This window comes from Mucilaginibacter endophyticus (assembly GCF_003351025.1).
Classification (GTDB): Bacteria; Bacteroidota; Bacteroidia; order Sphingobacteriales; family Sphingobacteriaceae; genus Mucilaginibacter; species Mucilaginibacter endophyticus.
The window spans coordinates 367,953-385,448 of record NZ_QPCG01000006.1; the positions used below are offsets into that span (position 1 = coordinate 367,953).

Consider the following 17,496-nt stretch of genomic DNA (forward strand, 5'->3'; position numbering starts at 1 on the left):
CGCACAAGGCATCAATATTTTGTTAAGCTTAAAAGCTTAGTCTATTTCTTTAGGCTTCAGAAGCAACCTTAGCACCTTTATCAAAAAGGCCACTCAGGCTGATCTCATCGTCCTGAACAGGATAAACTTCGATACCGTGATCAAACACGTCGATACCACCGGTACCGGTTTCACCATGCTCTTCGATACGCAATTTCCAAGGATGACCTAATTTGTTAATCACAAACATCATCACGTAAGAAACCACAAATACAGCAAGTGTAATGGTCAAGCTACCGATTAGCTGAGCTTTTAATACATCAAAGCCACCGCCGTAAAATAAGCCAGCTACCGGGGCAGAGTTATCAGCACCAGTTGGGCCTGTAGCGCCATATTGACCAGAAGCGAATAAACCTAAAGAGATAGTACCCCAGATACCGTTAAGGCCGTGTACAGATACTGCACCAACCGGATCATCGATACGGAACCACTCGATCAGGTATACACCACCGAAGATAATGAAGCCAGAAACCGCGCCTAAAAGGATAGCACCGAATGGGCTAACCCAGTAACAAGGACAAGTAATAGCAACTAAACCTGCAAGGAAACCATTAATAGTAAAGGCTAAATCAAATTTGCCTTTTGTTGGGCCAAACCATAAAGCGGCAAGCATTGCGGTGAAACCACCGGCGCAGGCTGCAAGCGTAGTATTAGCTGCAACGCGGCCAATACCCTGCATATCCATTGCTGACAATGTTGAACCTGGGTTAAAACCATACCAACCAAACCAAAGTAAGAAACCACCTACAGCAGCAACCAATAAGTTGTGACCTGGAGGCAAGCCGCCTTTTTCTTTATCATCGCGGGCAAAAATGCGGCCTAAGCGTGGGCCTAACACCATTGCACCTGCCAGTGAAGCAACACCACCAATAGTGTGTACTACTGTTGAACCTGCAAAGTCGCGGAAAGGCTGAGCGCTTATTGACTTGAAGAAACCTGAAGTTCCCATTGTAGCAAGGAAACCATCCGGACCCCAAGCCCAGTGACCGATGATAGGATAGATAAAGCCGGTGATACCGATACTGTAAAGAATGTCGCCACGGAAGCTGGTACGACCAATCATAGCACCTGATACAATGGTTGAGCAAGTATCAGCAAAAGCGTACTGGAAAATCCAGTGTGCCAATACCGGGATACCGGTTGAACCGTAAGTTTCAGGAGTGTTTTGAAGGAAGAACCAGGTTTTACCATCAGCACCGCCCCAGCCAATAAAGCCGTTGCCATTGCCAAACATAAAGGCATAACCAATAGCGTAAAATAGCAAACCACAAAGACAAGTATCAAAAATACATTCCATCAGCACGTTCACTGTTTCGCGTTTACGGGCAAAACCAGCTTCGAGCATAACGAAACCTGCCTGCATACCAAATACTAAAAAGGCAGCAACCAGTGTCCAAACAGTATTAACCGTGTTAATTAATGCTGTTTCATGGGCGGTATAAGTTTCGGCAGCGTTAGCTTTTGTACCGAACATACCTGGCAAAACCATCATTGCGGCAAAAACCAGCAACAAGCCAATCATTTTCCCTGTAAAAATGGTCGCACCCAGCGCCCATTTTTCACGTGTCAGCTGTCGGACTGAACTTAGGAAGTTGTGTTTTGTAGAACCTACTTTCATCGTTTAATTTAGTTTGATTGTTTTTTAAAAATTAATTAGTTTGATTGTTGTATTTAAATTTAGTTTGATTGCTATTTAGGCTTCACAAAACATCTTAATCTTTAGTTTCTTTCACTACTCATTCCAATTATTCGGAATTTTCATAAAAACACCGATAATTTTGATGTTTTCGTAAATTATTTTCTGAAATTAGGTAGTATTCTTAAGAATAACAAATTATTAATGATAAATTAATGGTAAAAAATCTAAAAATTATGAAAATTGCAAAAACAAGGCATCCAAAATGCCATTTTTTAAACTTTTGAAAATGATATTTTCAGAAAAATTTCAAAAAACTCAATGAAAAATTTAAAAAACATCAGTTTTAAACAGATAAAACCAATTTTAATCCATTTTAACATTAAAAAACAGCGCAAAATCTATTAAAAAGCACATTTTTTATATTTTCAGGCAAAACTTAATACCCACATGGCTATTTCGGAGCTTTTTTCTATCCTTTTATATGGTATTAGGTGAAATGTTATATTTCGCTTAATTTTGCCCCGTATTTTAAAGGATAGTTATAATTTTGACCACTAACCTTTATTTAAACCTCATAAAAATATGTCCAATATCAGATTCAAAGCCTTACAGGATGTACTTTCACGCACAATTCCTGAAGTAAAACCACCTTCACCAAAAATTTCTGATTATTTCGGGTCGAATGTGTTCGATAAAAAGAAAATGAAGGAATATCTTTCGTCAGAGGCTTACCAGGGAATAGTAAATTCTATCGAAAAAGGCGAACCTATCCCCCGCGACCTTGCAGAACAGATTGCATCGGCCATGAAAGCATGGGCTTTGGGCAAAGGAGCTACACATTATACACACTGGTTTCAACCACTTACCGGCACTACCGCCGAAAAGCATGACGCCTTTTTTGAACCTACCGCCGATGGCGGCGCTATAGAACGCTTTTCGGGCGACGCGCTTGCCCAGCAGGAGCCTGATGCATCAAGCTTTCCGAGCGGCGGTATCCGTAATACTTTCGAGGCCCGCGGCTATACCGCCTGGGACCCATCATCACCCGCCTTTTTAATGGCACGTACGCTGTGTATCCCAACCGTGTTTGTGTCATACACCGGTGAGGCGCTTGATTATAAAGTACCTTTATTAAAAGCATTGAACGTGCTTGACAAAGCCGCTGTTGATGTTTGCCACTACTTTGATAAAGGTATTGAAAAGGTAAACGCGTCATTAGGTATTGAGCAGGAGTACTTTCTGGTTGATATTGCCTTATTTAATGCCCGTCCTGACCTTTATTTAACAGGCCGTACGCTATTTGGCCATATATCTGCAAAAAACCAGCAGCTGGAAGATCATTACTTTGGTTCGATACCTGAACGCGTATATGCTTACATGCAGGATATGGAGGCCGAAGCACTGCAATTAGGCATCCCGCTTAAAACCCGTCACAACGAGGTTGCGCCATCGCAATTTGAATGCGCCCCTATATATGAAGAGATCAACCTGGCTATTGACCATAACCAATTGTTAATGGATTTGATGGACCGCGTTGCCAAACGTCATAATTTTAAGGTGTTGTTACATGAGAAGCCTTATGCAGGCATTAATGGCTCAGGTAAGCACAATAACTGGTCGCTGATAACCAATACAGGCAAAAACTTACTATCTCCGGGCAAAACGCCTAAAAACAACCTCATGTTCCTTACCTTTTTTGTAAATACCATAAAAGCGGTTCATGAACATGCCGACCTGTTAAGGGCATCTATAGCATCTGTTAATAACGATCACCGTTTGGGTGCAAACGAAGCCCCTCCGGCCATTATTTCTATCTTCCTGGGTAGTCAGCTTAATGATGTACTGGACGAGATTGAAACATCACGCATCAGTAAAAAAATTAAGGAAGAAAACCTGCTATGGCAGGGCATTCCTAAAATACCGCAGATTTTACCTGACAATACCGACCGTAACCGTACCTCGCCTTTTGCCTTTACCGGTAACAAGTTTGAATTGCGTGCCGTAGGTTCGTCAGCTAACTCGGCCAGCCCGATGACCATTCTTAACCTTATTGTTGCCGATCAGCTTAAGAAGTTTAAATATGATGTAGATAAGCTCATGAAAAAAGGCGAGAAAAAAGACCTTGCTTTATTAATGGTGATCAAAAAATACATCAAGGAATCAAAAAGCATCCGTTTTGAAGGCAATGGCTATAGCGAAGAATGGGAAAAAGAAGCTGCTACAAGAGGACTGTCAAACATCAAAACCACTCCAAAAGCACTGGATGCTTTGTTAAGCGACAAATCTGAGCACCTCTTTGCCGAAACCGGTGTGTTCACCGTTCGCGAGGCACATGCCCGCCACGAAATTTTGCTGGATGCCTTCTACAAAAAGCTTCAGATAGAAGCCCGCGTAATTGGCGAGCTGGTGATGAACGTGATCATCCCATCTGCAATTGCCTATCAAAGCAAACTCATCGAGAACGTTAAAGGCCTGAAAGATATCGGTCTGGATAAATCAACTTACGAGTCGCAACTGGATATTATTAACAGGATATCTGAACATGTGAACTTCATTAAAACCAATACCGAGCAAATGGTTAATGAACGTAAAAAAGCCAACGTAATTGATGACATCCGCCAGCGCGCTATCGATTATGATGAAAAGGTAAAATCATTCTTCCAGCCTATCCGCTACCACGTTGATAAACTGGAGCAACTGGTTGATGACAGCTTATGGCCCCTACCTAAATTCAGGGAGTTGCTGTTTATTAAGTAGCATTTCATCTAAAAAAAGAAGGCCGCTAATGTTAAACATTAGCGGCCTTCTTTTTTTTAAACAATGGTCGTAATAAATCACTACTCGCAAAGTATCGAACGCACTTTAAACATCTTCTGCGATTTATATTTCAACACACTTGACACTTCGTTATTAAAAAAGCCTTGTAAAAAACTCCAACTGCTCGCGTTAACGCCTCCGTTACCGTTTTTATCCAGATTATTAATAATTTTTAAATTTCCGATAAGCATCATCTTATCCTTAAATTTTAAATAATCCTTTCGCCAAATAATAAAGCCATAACTTCCCAATTGACAGCGCTTAATTTCAGGATGAATCATCCACATATTTTCCAGCTCCGAGTTCGAGTATTTAAAAATATCATTTCTAATATTAGCCACTCCCCAAAAGTCATCTTCAACAGCATCGACAACTGTTGGTATTTTTTCACTATTATAAGTCAGCGCAGCAAAAGTATAATTGTGAGGACTTTTTTCATTGTAAATACTCGTGCATATAATCATTTTATACCGATTATCAGCCGCCAAAAAGGTTAATACGTCGCCCTGTGTCATGTCTTGATAATTGGCATCCCTATTTACGCAAACAAATCACTTGCCTTGTGCTGTTCAATAAGCACCGCCCGGTATTTAGATAGCAAAGCCGATTTGGATATAAAACCTATAAAAACCTCATCTTTTACCACTGGCAGTTGCCAAACATCAATAGCATCGAAGGTATCCATTACACTGCTGGCCGGTTGCTCATAGTCAATTACAGTTGGCGGCTCTATCATAATATCGGCTATCAGACTATCTGCTATCTCCTTATTAAATAACCGGCGGCGGATATCATCTATCAGCACTACTCCTTCCAGGCTGCCGTCATCTTTCAATACAGGGAAAATATTAGCGTCCGTTTTGGCCAATACTTTATAAAAATCGGTCACCGTCATTGATTTATCAACAGCCGTGTATTTACGGTTGATAATACTATCAAGCGTTATGGCATTCAACATGCCGTAATCCTGGCCGGGCTGGATATTGTTTTCATGAATAAGATGGCTCCAGTACATATTGTGCGGCGATGAGTAGCGCGATATGATATAAGATATAGCCGATACGATCATGAGCGGAATAAACAATACATACCCGCCTGTAATTTCAGCTATCAGGAATATAGCGGTAAGCGGCGCATGCAATACACCGGCCAGTGCGCCGGCCATACCTACAGCAATAAAATTAACCGTATTTAAATGTATGAACCCGGTTTGGTTAACACCATAAGCCACCAGTAAACCCAGAAAAGCCCCTGTAAACATAGTTGGCGCAAAAGTACCGCCATTACCGCCCGCGCCTATGGTGATGCCGGCTGCAATGATTTTCATAAACACCAATGCCGCTATAAACAGCAGCATAACAAGCGGCTGATCAAGCCATTCGCTAAATAAAGTTTCCTCCTTTAAAACGTGGATATTACCATTTAAAATGGCCGTAAGGTAATGATAGCCCTCGCCAAACAACTGCGGAAATATCACAATCATCAATCCCAGGATTACGCCGCCTGCAACGGCCCTCACATATCGGTTTTGCTTTTTAAATATGCCACCCTCTAATTTACCTCCTACTTTCGCTATGTAAATAGCAACCCAGCCGCTTAATACACCAAGGGCTACATAAAAAGGCAAAGCGTTCATTACCCAGCCTTCGGTAACCAGGTGAAACAACTGCCCCGAGTATAAGGCCTTTGAAACAACCACACCGGTAGCCGAGGCTATCAATAGCGGAATAAAGGTTGGAATAGTGATCTCCCCTATCAATATTTCAAGCGAAAATAAAACGCCAGCTATAGGACTATTGAACACTGCCGCTATACCTGCCGATGATCCTGCTGCTAACAGTACAGTTTTTTCATAGGGTGTAAGCTTAAAAAACTTGCCCACGTTTGAGCCAATGGCCGTGCCTGTACAAACAATAGGTGCCTCCAACCCTGCCGAGCCGCCGAAACCTACGGTTAATGAACTTGTGATCAGATGCGAATAAATATTATTGACCTTAATGTTTGAGCGATTTTTTTTGATGTTAATGAGGATCTTACCTATTCCTTTTTCAATCTTATCGCGGTTTACCAGGTGCTGATAGGCTACTGTACCCAAAATGCCAATTGCCGGTAAAAACACGTAAGCTATGTGATAATACAGGTGCGATGATATATTGTGGCTCAGCTCTTCCATCAAATGCACCAAAAACTTAAGGGCCACGGCTGCCAGTCCGCCTACAAAACCTACAAAAACGCTGCAATAAATTAAAAAGTTGCGTTGACTGTTACGCTTCAAGCGCCAGCGGTTTATTTTGTAGGAAAGTGTTTTTAACATAACAGAAGTAAATACTAATCTTGCTGATGAAGTATTATCAGCGAGATTTGTTTGAAAGATCAGGTATAATTCAGCCTGTGCTTGCAAAGTAACGGAATTTTGATCCAATAGATTGTATAGCTGCGATAAAAACCGATTTTAGATAGGAGGCACCTACGGAGCCTGGGATAACTGAGATTTTGCCTAGCTATAAACATGATACTCCTACGGAGTGCCATTGCCAGCTTCAGTACCTCACCTTACGCTGTTCGAAGTCTCCGACTTCGAATTGACTATGCCTGTAGTTTGTAACTACAGGAACCCAGTATTTTTGAGCTCAAAACGCACTGTAGTCAGAGACTACCAGCATAGTAGTCCAAAGTCGAAGACTTCCGACAGAGCAGAATGACACTGATTAAGGAAATTAAAGTCAATAACCTTATATTTGCCCATGATTTCTTCGCAAAGATATGATCAGCGTGGCGTATCCGCCTCCAAAGATGACGTTCATAATGCCATAAAAAACATCGACAAAGGCATTTTTCCTAAAGCATTTTGTAAAATAGTACCTGATATTTTAACCGGCGATGCCGAGTATTGCAATATTATGCATGCCGATGGTGCAGGCACTAAATCGTCATTAGCTTATACCTACTGGAAAGAAACCGGCGATATATCCGTATGGCGCGGCATAGCTCAGGATGCTATTATCATGAACCTTGACGATTTGCTTTGCGTTGGCGCAACGGATAATATCCTGTTATCATCAACCATTGGCCGTAATAAGAACCTGATTCCCGGCGAAGTTATCGCGGCTATCATCAATGGCACCGAAGAAATTTTAGCCGAACTGCGTGAAGCCGGCATCGGCATCTACTCAACCGGTGGCGAAACTGCCGATGTGGGTGACCTGGTACGTACCATCATCGTCGATTCGACAGTTACCTGCCGCATGAAGCGCGAAGATGTGATATCAAACCACCGCATTGAACCCGGCGATGTAATTGTAGGCCTGGCCTCATACGGGCAAGCCAGCTACGAAAAAGAATACAACGGAGGCATGGGCTCAAACGGCCTCACATCTGCCCGTCATGATGTGTTTAACAAAACCGTTGCCGAAAAATTCCCTGAAAGCTACGATGCAGCCATTCCTTATGAGCTGATCTTCTCCGGAAGTAAAAACCTTACCGATGCTATTGATATCGGCAATGGCGAAACCGTAACCGCAGGCAAGCTTGTATTAAGCGCAACCCGTACTTATGCCCCTATTATCAAAAAAATATTAGATGTTTACCGCAGTCAGATACATGGCATGGTGCATTGCAGTGGTGGCGCGCAAACCAAAGTATTACACTTTGTAGAAGGCTTACATATCATAAAAGATAACCTGTTCCCCGTCCCTCCGCTGTTTAAACTAATCCACGAGGAATCAAAAACCAGCTGGCAAGAAATGTATAAAGTATTTAATATGGGGCACCGCATGGAGCTTTATGTACCTGAAGCTATTGCAGCAGACCTGATCAGCATTTCGAAAAGCTTCGGTGTAGATGCCCAGATCATCGGCCGCGTTGAGAAGGCTGACACCAAGAAGGTAACAGTAACATCAGAATTTGGCGTATTTGAATACGAATAAATAAGTTAATACTATATAATAATAAAGGCGCTTAGGTTCAACTTAAGCGCCTTTATTGTTTATGCACATTACACATATCCGAATTTCTTGTAAAACAAAAAAGTCCCGGCCAAATGGCCGGGACTTTTATATGTTATTAAAGTTATTCTTAGTTAAAGATATACCTTACACCAATTTGCGCCTGGAAGCGAGAGAAGGTGCTGATATCATTCTGGAATGACTTGGTAACAGGGATTGCATTGTTTGCATCAAGATAAGGGAATGAATACTGAGCTTTGCCTGTAGTAGCGTCTTTGCTCATGTACCTTAACACTGTAGTTGCACCGTTGTTGAAACCGCTGTATGAAGTTTGGTATAAACCCCAGTTACGGTTCAATAAGTTAGTGAAGTTGATTACGTCGAAAGTAAACTCTAAAGTGTTTTTAGTTTTACCAGCCTGGATCATGAAATCCTGAGCAAAGTGCAAGTCTAACCTTTTATAGGTTGGCAATATAGCACCGTTTCTTTGAGCATACTGACCTCTGTGTGCACTTAAATATGAATCCTGGTTGATGAAGTTATTCAACTGGTTCCAGATTTGAGCCGGAGTACGAGTATCAACAGTACCGTTAGCAGCAGTTGGAGCAGCAACTAACAAGATGTCACCTTGATTTTTAGGAATGTACATCAGGTCGTTGGTAGCACCGTCGTTGTTAGGGTCGTTAGCAGTGATGTAAGAGATAGCACCGCTGTTGGCAGCCTCAAATACTAAACCTACTGTAGTAGCTAAGTTTTTAGCGTATTGTTTACGGTAAGATACTGTAGCAATGATACGGTTTGGCTGTACGTATGAGCTGTTTGAAATATTATCGGCGTTAGGATTACCGGCAACATACCTGGTGCTCCAGATAGTGCTTGCAGTTGAACCACCATCGTTAACATCTTTCGATTTGGTGTAAGTATACGCGAAGCTTGCAGCAAAACCATTGGTGAAGCTTTTTTGTAACTGACCGGTGATGAAGTATGAAAAACCTTTTGAAGTATTTTTCATGTAGTATAAACCGGTAATACCTGGGTTTTGCGCAGTTGCAGCAGCTGCAGCTGGTGTAGTGTTTCTTGAGTCATAACGAATCTGACCTTCTGGACCAGCAAAAGTGCTGTAACCATCAGACAGAACAAGGTTCTGGTGGTAAATAGCGCGGATATCTTTAGTGTAAGCACCTTCGATAGTACCGATGATACCGCCAGGTAATTTCTGGTCGATAGCTAAGTTTGTTCTCCAGATTTTTGGATATTTCAGGTTTGGATCAGCAACGTCTAACTCGTATGAAGTAGCAGCTACTGCATTTGTTGGCCTGTTTTTGTTAACGTTTGGATCAAATATTAACTGACCAGCGTTAGCAGGAGTTGCATTTGCTTTGGTAATAGTGTATGAACCAAACAATAAACCGTTGTTTGAAGCCTGGTTTGAAATCCATACAAATGGTACAGAACCAGTGAATAAACCAGAACCACCACGAACCTGAGTTGACTGGTCGCCGTTAACATCCCAGTTAAAGCCTACACGAGGAGATAACTGAACCCTGTTTTTTGGCAATTTAGAAACGTCAACATGAGTACCACCCTGGAAAGTTAAAGCAGCAGCATTGCTGTTAGCAGCTAAAGTAGTAGGGAATACATCATAATCAGCTCTTAAACCGTAAGTCAACCTGAAGTTATCAGTTACGTGTACTTTATCTTGTACGTAAGCGCTATAGATAGAAGCTTTGATTTTAGCAAAAGGGAAATCATTACCTACTGCAGAGTAACGTAAAGTATAAGCCTGTGCAGGTAAACCGTTTATAAAATCTGAAGCTGAGTTATAGGTATATAAACCATTGTAATCTGGAGCGAAACCGTTGGTGTAGCTCTGGATCTGGTTGCTTGTACCAATAGTGATCTCATGCTTACCAGAGAAGATGGTTAAATCATCAGAAAACTGGAAGATGTTTGTATTTAACAAGTTACCGGCTGTATAAAGCTCAGAACCAAAGCTGGTTGCAGTTGCGTTCGCAGCAGTTACTACGTTACCGTTAGCATCGCTTGTACCGTTACCGATATCAACCATTGGAATAGCTGAGCTACCAAGGAAGTTACGGAAGTCTCTTAAAGCAGAGTAACCAACAGTAAATTTGTTTGAAATTTTGTTGCTGAAACGAGTATCCAACTCAACAATACCAATGTTAAAGTTATTGTTGATGGTGTAACCTGAACCATAGAAAGGTAAAGTGTTTACACCCGGAGCACGTGTAGTACCGTAGCCTACACCACCGTTGGTGATACCTGAGTTACTTGCAGGCTGATCTTTAAATGATTTTAAGTAAAAATACTTAGCACTTAAAGTGTTGTTTTTGTCGATATTCCAATCGATTTTAGCAGTTAACTTATTGCTTGAAGTACGGTAGTTGTAACCTTGGTAAACACCTGGGTCATAACCAAAAGTTGCAAGTTTTTGTTTGATCGCATCAAGTGTAGAAGCTTGTACTTGTGATACGTTAGCACCACTTGCACCTGCACCACCTGCTACATAAACAGATGAAGGTGGTTGAGTGATTCTTTCCTGCTCACCAGATACGAATAAGAATAATTTATTTTTGATGATTGGACCACCTACTGCAACACCGTCTGTGTGGTAGTTAACGTCGGTTACGTTAAGGTTGGTTGGACCAACATGGTAACCTTGTAATTTTGAACCACGAGCGTAGTAGTAAGCAGTACCTTTAACCTGGTTAGTACCTGATTTTACTACAGTGTTTACACCGGCACCGGTAAAGTTACCCTGACGAACGTCATAAGGAGCGATATCAACCTGAATCTGGTCAATCGCGTCCAATGAAATTGGCTGTGAGCTTGTTTGACCACCCAAAGTACCTGATAAACCAAATGAGTTGTTGAACAATGCACCGTCTACAGTAATGTTGTTGAAAGTGCTTGAACGACCACCAAATGATAAACCGTTAGCAGAAGGAGTTAATTTAGTGAAGTCAGATAATGAACGCGCGATAGTTGGCAAGTTTTCAATTTGCTGACGGCTAATAGTTTCGCGTGCGCCGGTACGTGATGAGTTGATCACTTTACCAGCAGCGCCTCTAACAGTTACTTCTTTTAGTGAAGTAGTATTGTCTGCAAGCTGAGCAGAGATCCTTTGATCCTGACCGATTGAAAGGTTAATACCTTCCTGAACGTAGTTTGCGTAACCAATAAAAGTTACTTTGAAGGTGTACGGACCACCTACCCTTAAGTTAGGGATGTTGTAACGGCCGTCGGCACGGGTTACGGTTGAGTACACAGTACCTGTTGGAATGTGTACAATTGATACAGTTGCACCGGGGATAACACCTTTAGCATCGGTAACGGTACCGTTGATGCTGGCGGTTGTTACACCCTGGGCTAATACGCTCTTTCCAGTGAAGAACGAAAAGCCAATAAGGAGTAATAAAAGAAGGTAATGCTTCCTCATAAATTGCTTTTTTAATTATACGTTTAATTAATTGGCGCAAAGATAATTATTGAGGCAATCACTAATGTTAAGTTAACGTTAACAATCATTATATATTTATCAACATTTTACATCATAAATACAAAAACCATAAAACAATGGTCACAAACAATGAAAATATGATAAATAATATGGTTTAAATCATATGCAAACTCAACGGTTAAATTAACAGCACCTATTTTATGACACAGCGCAGATATAAATCCTCCGGGACAAGTCATATATACCGGCGGTATATTTTTGGTTTCAGCCCTTTTTATTTAGATTTGGCCTTCGAAAAAATAGGGGCCTGCGGAAAAACCACAAAAGTCCGCGATACTTATTTACCTTTGAAACGAAATTAAAGTATATCAATAATAATATGGATTACGATGTAATTGTTATTGGGTCTGGTCCGGGTGGCTATGTTGCTGCTATCCGCGCTTCCCAGCTTGGTTTAAAAACCGCCATTGTCGAAAAAGAATCATTAGGTGGCATCTGTTTGAACTGGGGTTGTATCCCAACCAAGGCTTTATTAAAAAGCGCCCAGGTTTTTGAATACCTTAACCACAGTACCGATTATGGTATTAAAATTAACGGCGCCGGCGAAGTTGATTTTGCCTCAGTTGTTAAAAGAAGCCGTAACGTTGCCGATGGCATGAGCAAAGGCGTTCAGTTTTTGATGAAGAAAAACAAGATTGATGTTCTTGTTGGCTTTGGTAAATTGAAAAGCAAAGGTGTTGTAGAAGTTAAAGCTGCCGATGGTTCGGCTAAAACCTACAGCGCAAAACACATTATATTAGCTACAGGCGGTCGCTCGCGCGAGTTGCCTAACCTTAAACAAGACGGCAAAAAGGTTATTGGTTACCGCCAAGCCATGGTATTGCCGCAGCAACCAAAATCAATGATCGTAGTTGGTTCTGGCGCCATCGGTATCGAGTTTGCTTATTTTTATAACGCAATAGGTACCAAAGTTACCGTTGTTGAATACCTTGATAACATTGTTCCGCTTGAGGACGAAGATGTATCAAAAGCATTGAACCGCATCCTTAAAAAACAAGGCATCAATATCATGACCAGCTCAAATGTTGAGTCGGTTGATGCCAGCGGCGATCTGTGCAAAGTAACTGTAAAAACAGCTACCGGCACCGAAACCCTTGAAGCTGAAATCGTTCTTTCTGCAGTAGGTATCGCTACTAACCTTGAAGGCATTGGCCTTGAAGAAAACGGCGTTAAAACCGATCGTGGTAAAGTATTGGTTGATGATTTTTACCGCACCAACGTTGAAGGCGTTTATGCTATCGGCGATATTGTTAAAGGCCAGGCCCTCGCTCACGTAGCTTCTGCCGAAGGCATCATCTGCGTTGAAAAAATTGCAGGTGAAAACCCTCACCCGCTTGATTATAACAACATCCCGGGCTGTACTTATTGCTCGCCTGAAATTGCTTCTGTTGGCTACACCGAAAAAGCAGCTAAAGAAGCCGGTTACGAAATTAAAGTTGGTAAATTCCCATTCTCAGCTTCAGGTAAAGCAAGTGCTGCCGGTGCTAAAGATGGCTTTGTAAAAGTGATATTTGATGCCAAATACGGCGAGTTTTTAGGAGCTCACATGATTGGCTACAATGTTACCGAAATGATTGCCGAAGTAGTTACCGCACGCAAGCTGGAAGCTACCGGTCATGAGATCATCAAATCGGTACACCCTCACCCAACCATGAGCGAAGCTGTAATGGAAGCAGCTGCAGAAGCTTACGGCGAATGTATCCACTTGTAAGCTAAAAGTCTTAAGTTCTAAGTCTGAAGCCCGAAGTTCTGAACTTTCATTTATGAGTTCAAAACTTCGGGCTTCTTCTTTATTATTATAATATATTTGACTGCAGACTTCGAACTTAAAACTTACGACTTTGAATTTACATACCATCGATACCGGCTTTTTTAAATTAGATGGCGGAGCTATGTTTGGCGTTGTCCCGAAAACCATCTGGAATAAAACCAACCCTGCCGATGAAAACAATCTTTGTACCTGGGCCATGCGCTGCCTGCTGGTTGAGCATGAAAACCGGCTGATACTAATTGATACAGGCATAGGCAATAAGCAAAGCGAAAAGTTTTTCAGCCATTATTACCTACATGGCGATGCAAGCATGGATAATTCACTGGCTTCATTGGGCTTTCACCGGGATGATATTACTGATGTGTTTTTAACCCACCTACACTTCGATCACGTTGGCGGGGCTGTTGTAAGGGACGGAGAAACGCTTTTACCGGCCTTTAAAAACGCGACCTACTGGAGCAACGCCAAACACTGGGATTGGGCTATAAACCCTAACGAACGCGAAAAGGCGTCCTTTTTCAGGGAAAACATTATGCCTATACAGGAAAGCGGACAGCTAAAGTTTGTTGACACGACAGATGGCATCCATTTTATGAAAGATTTTGACATCCGCTTTGTATCCGGACACACCGAATCCATGATGCTGCCGCTTATTAATTATAAAGGGAAACAGATCCTGTATATGGCCGATCTGCTGCCGTCTGTAGGACACTTGCCTATACCTTATGTAATGGCTTATGACATGTTCCCACTGCAAACGCTTACCGAGAAAAAAGTATTTTTAAACGAAGCACTCGAAAAAGAATACATATTATATTTTGAACACGACCCGGTTAACGAATGCTGTACACTACAGCAGACAGAAAAAGGAATAAGAATGAAAGAAGCATTTAAACTGGGGGATGTTTAAGGAGTGTCATAAGATCACCACAAAAATCATACCGCTTGGTAATTTGCACAATTATTATTATAAACATGCACAGAATCTTTACACAATAAAAATTAAACCCTCACTATCAAGATGTTACAATATTAATTAATGCCATATTTTTTTTCAAAATACTTTAACCAATTGTATTTTTTTAGAACAAATTTGTAGATTTACACGTTCTACTCCCTGAACACTGAGTAGAGAGGCTTAAGAAACTAAATGAGACAACTCAAAATAACGCAATCCATTACCAATCGCGAGTCACAATCGCTTGACAAATATCTGCACGAGATTGGTAAAGTTGACCTGATAACTGCTGAAGAAGAAGTAATTTTAGCTCAGAAGATCCGCGAGGGTGACCAGGCGGCATTAGAACGCCTCACCAAAACCAACCTTCGCTTTGTTGTGTCTGTTGCTAAACAATATCAAAACCAGGGTCTTACCTTAGGCGATTTAATTAACGAAGGTAACCTCGGTTTAATTAAGGCTGCAAAACGTTTTGATGAAACAAAGGGTTTCAAATTCATTTCATACGCTGTATGGTGGATCCGTCAATCTATATTGCAGGCTATTGCCGAGCAATCACGCATTGTGCGTTTACCGCTTAACCAGGTAGGTTCATTAAGCAAAATCAGTAAAGCTTTTTCTAAGCTTGAGCAGGAGTATGAGCGTGAGCCATCGCCTGAAGAGCTTGCCGATATATTGGAAACCACCGTTGATAAGATCTCTGATACACTAAGCAACTCTGGCCGTCATGTATCAATGGATGCGCCGTTTGTACAGGGTGAAGAAAATACGCTGCTTGACGTACTGGAAAACCAGGAACCAAACACCGATTCGATCCTGATCAACGAGTCATTATCTGAAGAGATCAAACGTTCACTCTCGACCCTTACCGAGCGCGAACGTGAGATCATTGTATTGTTCTTCGGTTTAGGTACCAATCACCCGCTTTCATTAGAGGAAATTGGCGAAAAATTCAACCTTACCCGCGAACGTGTACGCCAGATCAAGGATAAAGCCTTACAACGCCTTCGTCACACCTCAAGGAGCAAAATCCTTAAATCATACTTAGGTTAATCAAACTTCCACAATAAGATATTTAAAAGCCATCGAAAATCGATGGCTTTTTTGTTGGCTTTACTCTCTTCCTTGTCATTTCGAACGAGGAACGAGGAGAAATCTTATACGCCCGGCTAATCCACATGCTTATTGGATTTGCAAAGCGTATAAGATTTCTCTTTCGCCCCTACACCCCCCCTGCCTGCTCAATCGAAATGACATCGTTAAGGAATAACGCTACCTTATTGCAAAAAAAGCGGTGAGTCTAAACTCACCGCTTTTATATCTGAAAGATCGGCAACTAATCTCTAGTCACCAACCTCCAATCACTCCAAATTAAAGCGCTAACACTTCTTTAACACGGTCAGCAGCTTCTTTCAGCAATATAGCCGAGTAAACTTTCAAACCTGAGTTATCGATCAGTTCTTTTGCTTCTGCAGCGTTTGTGCCTTGTAAACGTACAATAATTGGAACCGGAATATTACCGATTTCTTGGTAAGCGTCAATTACACCTTGTGCTACACGATCACAACGAACAATACCACCAAAGATATTAATCAGGATTGCTTTTACGTTGGGATCAGAAAGGATGATATTGAAACCGGCTTTTACAGTTTGCGCGTTAGCGGTACCACCTACATCAAGGAAGTTGGCAGGCTCGCCACCGGCAATTTTAATGATATCCATGGTAGCCATAGCTAAACCGGCACCATTAACCATACAACCTACGTTACCATCAAGCTTAACATAGTTAAGGTTTGATTTACTGGCTTCAACCTCGGTTGGATCTTCCTCATCGGTATCACGCATAGCAGCGTAATCAGCATGACGATAAAGCGCGTTATCGTCAAGGTTTACCTTAGCGTCAACTGCTAAAATTTTATTATCAGAGGTTTTTAAAACCGGGTTAATTTCAAACTGTGATGAGTCGGTACCTTCATAGGCTTTATATAAAGCAGCAATGAATTTGGTCATATCTTTAAACGCTTCGCCTTCAAGACCAAGGTTAAAAGCTATTTTACGGGTTTGGAAGCCCTGTAAACCAACTTTAGGATCAATCTCTTCTTTAAATATAAGCTCAGGAGTTGAGTGTGCAACTTCTTCAATGTCCATACCGCCTTCGGTACTGTACATGATGATGTTACGGCCACGTGCGCGGTCAAGCAGCACGCTCATGTAAAACTCTTTTACAGCGCTTTCGCCAGGATAGTAAACATCCTGTGCTACTAAAACCTTCTTAACTTTTTTACCTTCCGGACCGGTTTGTGGTGTTACCAGTTGCATACCTAAAATATTGCCTGATAATTCTTTTACCTGATCAATGTTTTTGGCCAACTTAACGCCGCCGCCTTTACCACGGCCACCTGCGTGGATTTGAGCTTTTATTACTACCCAATCCGAACCGAAGTCTTCTTTCATTTTTTGGGCAGCCTCAACAGCCTGCTCAACAGTATCGGCTACAATGCCTTCCTGAACTCTAACGCCATAGCTTTTTAATATAGCTTTACCCTGGTATTCGTGAATATTCATGTTTTGAAGAATTTGCGGTAAAGCTACAATTTTGTTTGAAACGGTAAACACCTTGTTTCAGTTTATTTGCCTTTGTTTGGGTAAATAACATTGTATTTACAAAAGGTTATTACTCACAATGGGTTGCCATGAATCAACATTGCCTAAGTACCATACACTTTGCTAAATGCGCCGTAGGCGCTACCTGTTTGTAGCAGCATAATGTTCAGTTAAAATTTTGCC

10 protein-coding genes are annotated in these 17,496 nt (G+C 41.6%); 5 read left to right on the top strand and 5 right to left on the bottom strand.

All coding sequences use genetic code 11. The features are described 5' to 3' along the window. Positions 1 to 49: 49 nt before the first annotated feature. Positions 50 to 1,657 (bottom strand): ammonium transporter, encoded by a 1,608-nt coding sequence (locus tag DUL71_RS24510; protein WP_112575146.1) that lies wholly within the window; start codon positions 1,655 to 1,657, stop codon positions 50 to 52. 603 nt (positions 1,658 to 2,260) lie between these two features. Between DUL71_RS24510 and DUL71_RS24515 the strand changes: the two genes are divergently transcribed. Then, positions 2,261 to 4,435, top strand: coding sequence for a glutamine synthetase III family protein (locus DUL71_RS24515; protein ID WP_112575144.1), 2,175 nt, complete (start codon positions 2,261 to 2,263; stop codon positions 4,433 to 4,435). A gap of 80 nt (positions 4,436 to 4,515) precedes the next feature. On the opposite strand, the gene DUL71_RS24520 is transcribed toward DUL71_RS24515, so the two are convergent. Then, positions 4,516 to 5,010, bottom strand: a complete 495-nt coding sequence (locus DUL71_RS24520) for a hypothetical protein (RefSeq protein WP_114940506.1) — start codon at positions 5,008 to 5,010, stop codon at positions 4,516 to 4,518. Between the two features lie 23 nt (positions 5,011 to 5,033). Further along, positions 5,034 to 6,809, bottom strand: coding sequence for a chloride channel protein (locus DUL71_RS24525; RefSeq protein ID WP_154402473.1), 1,776 nt, complete (start codon positions 6,807 to 6,809; stop codon positions 5,034 to 5,036). A 430-nt stretch (positions 6,810 to 7,239) separates the two neighbouring features. Here DUL71_RS24525 and DUL71_RS24530 point away from each other — a divergent pair, with 430 nt between their 5' ends. Then, positions 7,240 to 8,421, top strand: a complete 1,182-nt coding sequence (locus DUL71_RS24530; protein ID WP_114940508.1) for an AIR synthase related protein — start codon at positions 7,240 to 7,242, stop codon at positions 8,419 to 8,421. A 148-nt stretch (positions 8,422 to 8,569) separates the two neighbouring features. Here the strand turns inward: DUL71_RS24530 and DUL71_RS24535 are convergent, their stop codons facing one another. Further along, complete coding sequence (locus DUL71_RS24535; protein WP_114940509.1) at positions 8,570 to 11,899, bottom strand: TonB-dependent receptor; 3,330 nt, start codon at positions 11,897 to 11,899, stop codon at positions 8,570 to 8,572. Positions 11,900 to 12,299: 400 nt separating this feature from the next. Here DUL71_RS24535 and lpdA point away from each other — a divergent pair, with 400 nt between their 5' ends. The 3 genes from lpdA to DUL71_RS24550 all read left to right on the top strand — a co-directional run bounded on the left by lpdA (position 12,300) and on the right by DUL71_RS24550 (position 15,762). Continuing rightward, the gene (gene lpdA, locus DUL71_RS24540) at positions 12,300 to 13,691 is read left to right on the top strand and encodes a dihydrolipoyl dehydrogenase (RefSeq protein WP_114940510.1); all 1,392 of its coding nucleotides are present in this window, start codon (positions 12,300 to 12,302) and stop codon (positions 13,689 to 13,691) included. 130 nt (positions 13,692 to 13,821) lie between these two features. Beyond that, positions 13,822 to 14,661, top strand: a complete 840-nt coding sequence (locus tag DUL71_RS24545) for an MBL fold metallo-hydrolase (RefSeq protein ID WP_114940511.1) — start codon at positions 13,822 to 13,824, stop codon at positions 14,659 to 14,661. A 240-nt stretch (positions 14,662 to 14,901) separates the two neighbouring features. Further along, entirely contained in the window at positions 14,902 to 15,762 is an 861-nt protein-coding gene (locus DUL71_RS24550) for a sigma-70 family RNA polymerase sigma factor (RefSeq protein WP_090466905.1), read from the top strand. Positions 15,763 to 16,080: 318 nt separating this feature from the next. Here the strand turns inward: DUL71_RS24550 and sucC are convergent, their stop codons facing one another. Then, positions 16,081 to 17,274 (bottom strand): ADP-forming succinate--CoA ligase subunit beta, encoded by a 1,194-nt coding sequence (sucC, locus tag DUL71_RS24555; protein WP_114940560.1) that lies wholly within the window; start codon positions 17,272 to 17,274, stop codon positions 16,081 to 16,083. Positions 17,275 to 17,496: the final 222 nt, after the last annotated feature.

What these genes read in the sequence shown, in the direction of transcription:
- DUL71_RS24510 (WP_112575146.1), bottom strand. Translation starts at nt 1,657, where the DNA reads ATGAAAGTAGGTTCTACAAAACACAACTTCCTAAGTTCAGTCCGACAG.
- DUL71_RS24515 (WP_112575144.1), top strand. Translation starts at nt 2,261, where the DNA reads ATGTCCAATATCAGATTCAAAGCCTTACAGGATGTACTTTCACGCACA.
- DUL71_RS24520 (WP_114940506.1), bottom strand. Translation starts at nt 5,010, where the DNA reads ATGACACAGGGCGACGTATTAACCTTTTTGGCGGCTGATAATCGGTAT.
- DUL71_RS24525 (WP_154402473.1), bottom strand. Translation starts at nt 6,809, where the DNA reads ATGTTAAAAACACTTTCCTACAAAATAAACCGCTGGCGCTTGAAGCGT.
- DUL71_RS24530 (WP_114940508.1), top strand. Translation starts at nt 7,240, where the DNA reads ATGATTTCTTCGCAAAGATATGATCAGCGTGGCGTATCCGCCTCCAAA.
- DUL71_RS24535 (WP_114940509.1), bottom strand. Translation starts at nt 11,899, where the DNA reads ATGAGGAAGCATTACCTTCTTTTATTACTCCTTATTGGCTTTTCGTTC.
- lpdA (WP_114940510.1), top strand. Translation starts at nt 12,300, where the DNA reads ATGGATTACGATGTAATTGTTATTGGGTCTGGTCCGGGTGGCTATGTT.
- DUL71_RS24550 (WP_090466905.1), top strand. Translation starts at nt 14,902, where the DNA reads ATGAGACAACTCAAAATAACGCAATCCATTACCAATCGCGAGTCACAA.
- sucC (WP_114940560.1), bottom strand. Translation starts at nt 17,274, where the DNA reads ATGAATATTCACGAATACCAGGGTAAAGCTATATTAAAAAGCTATGGC.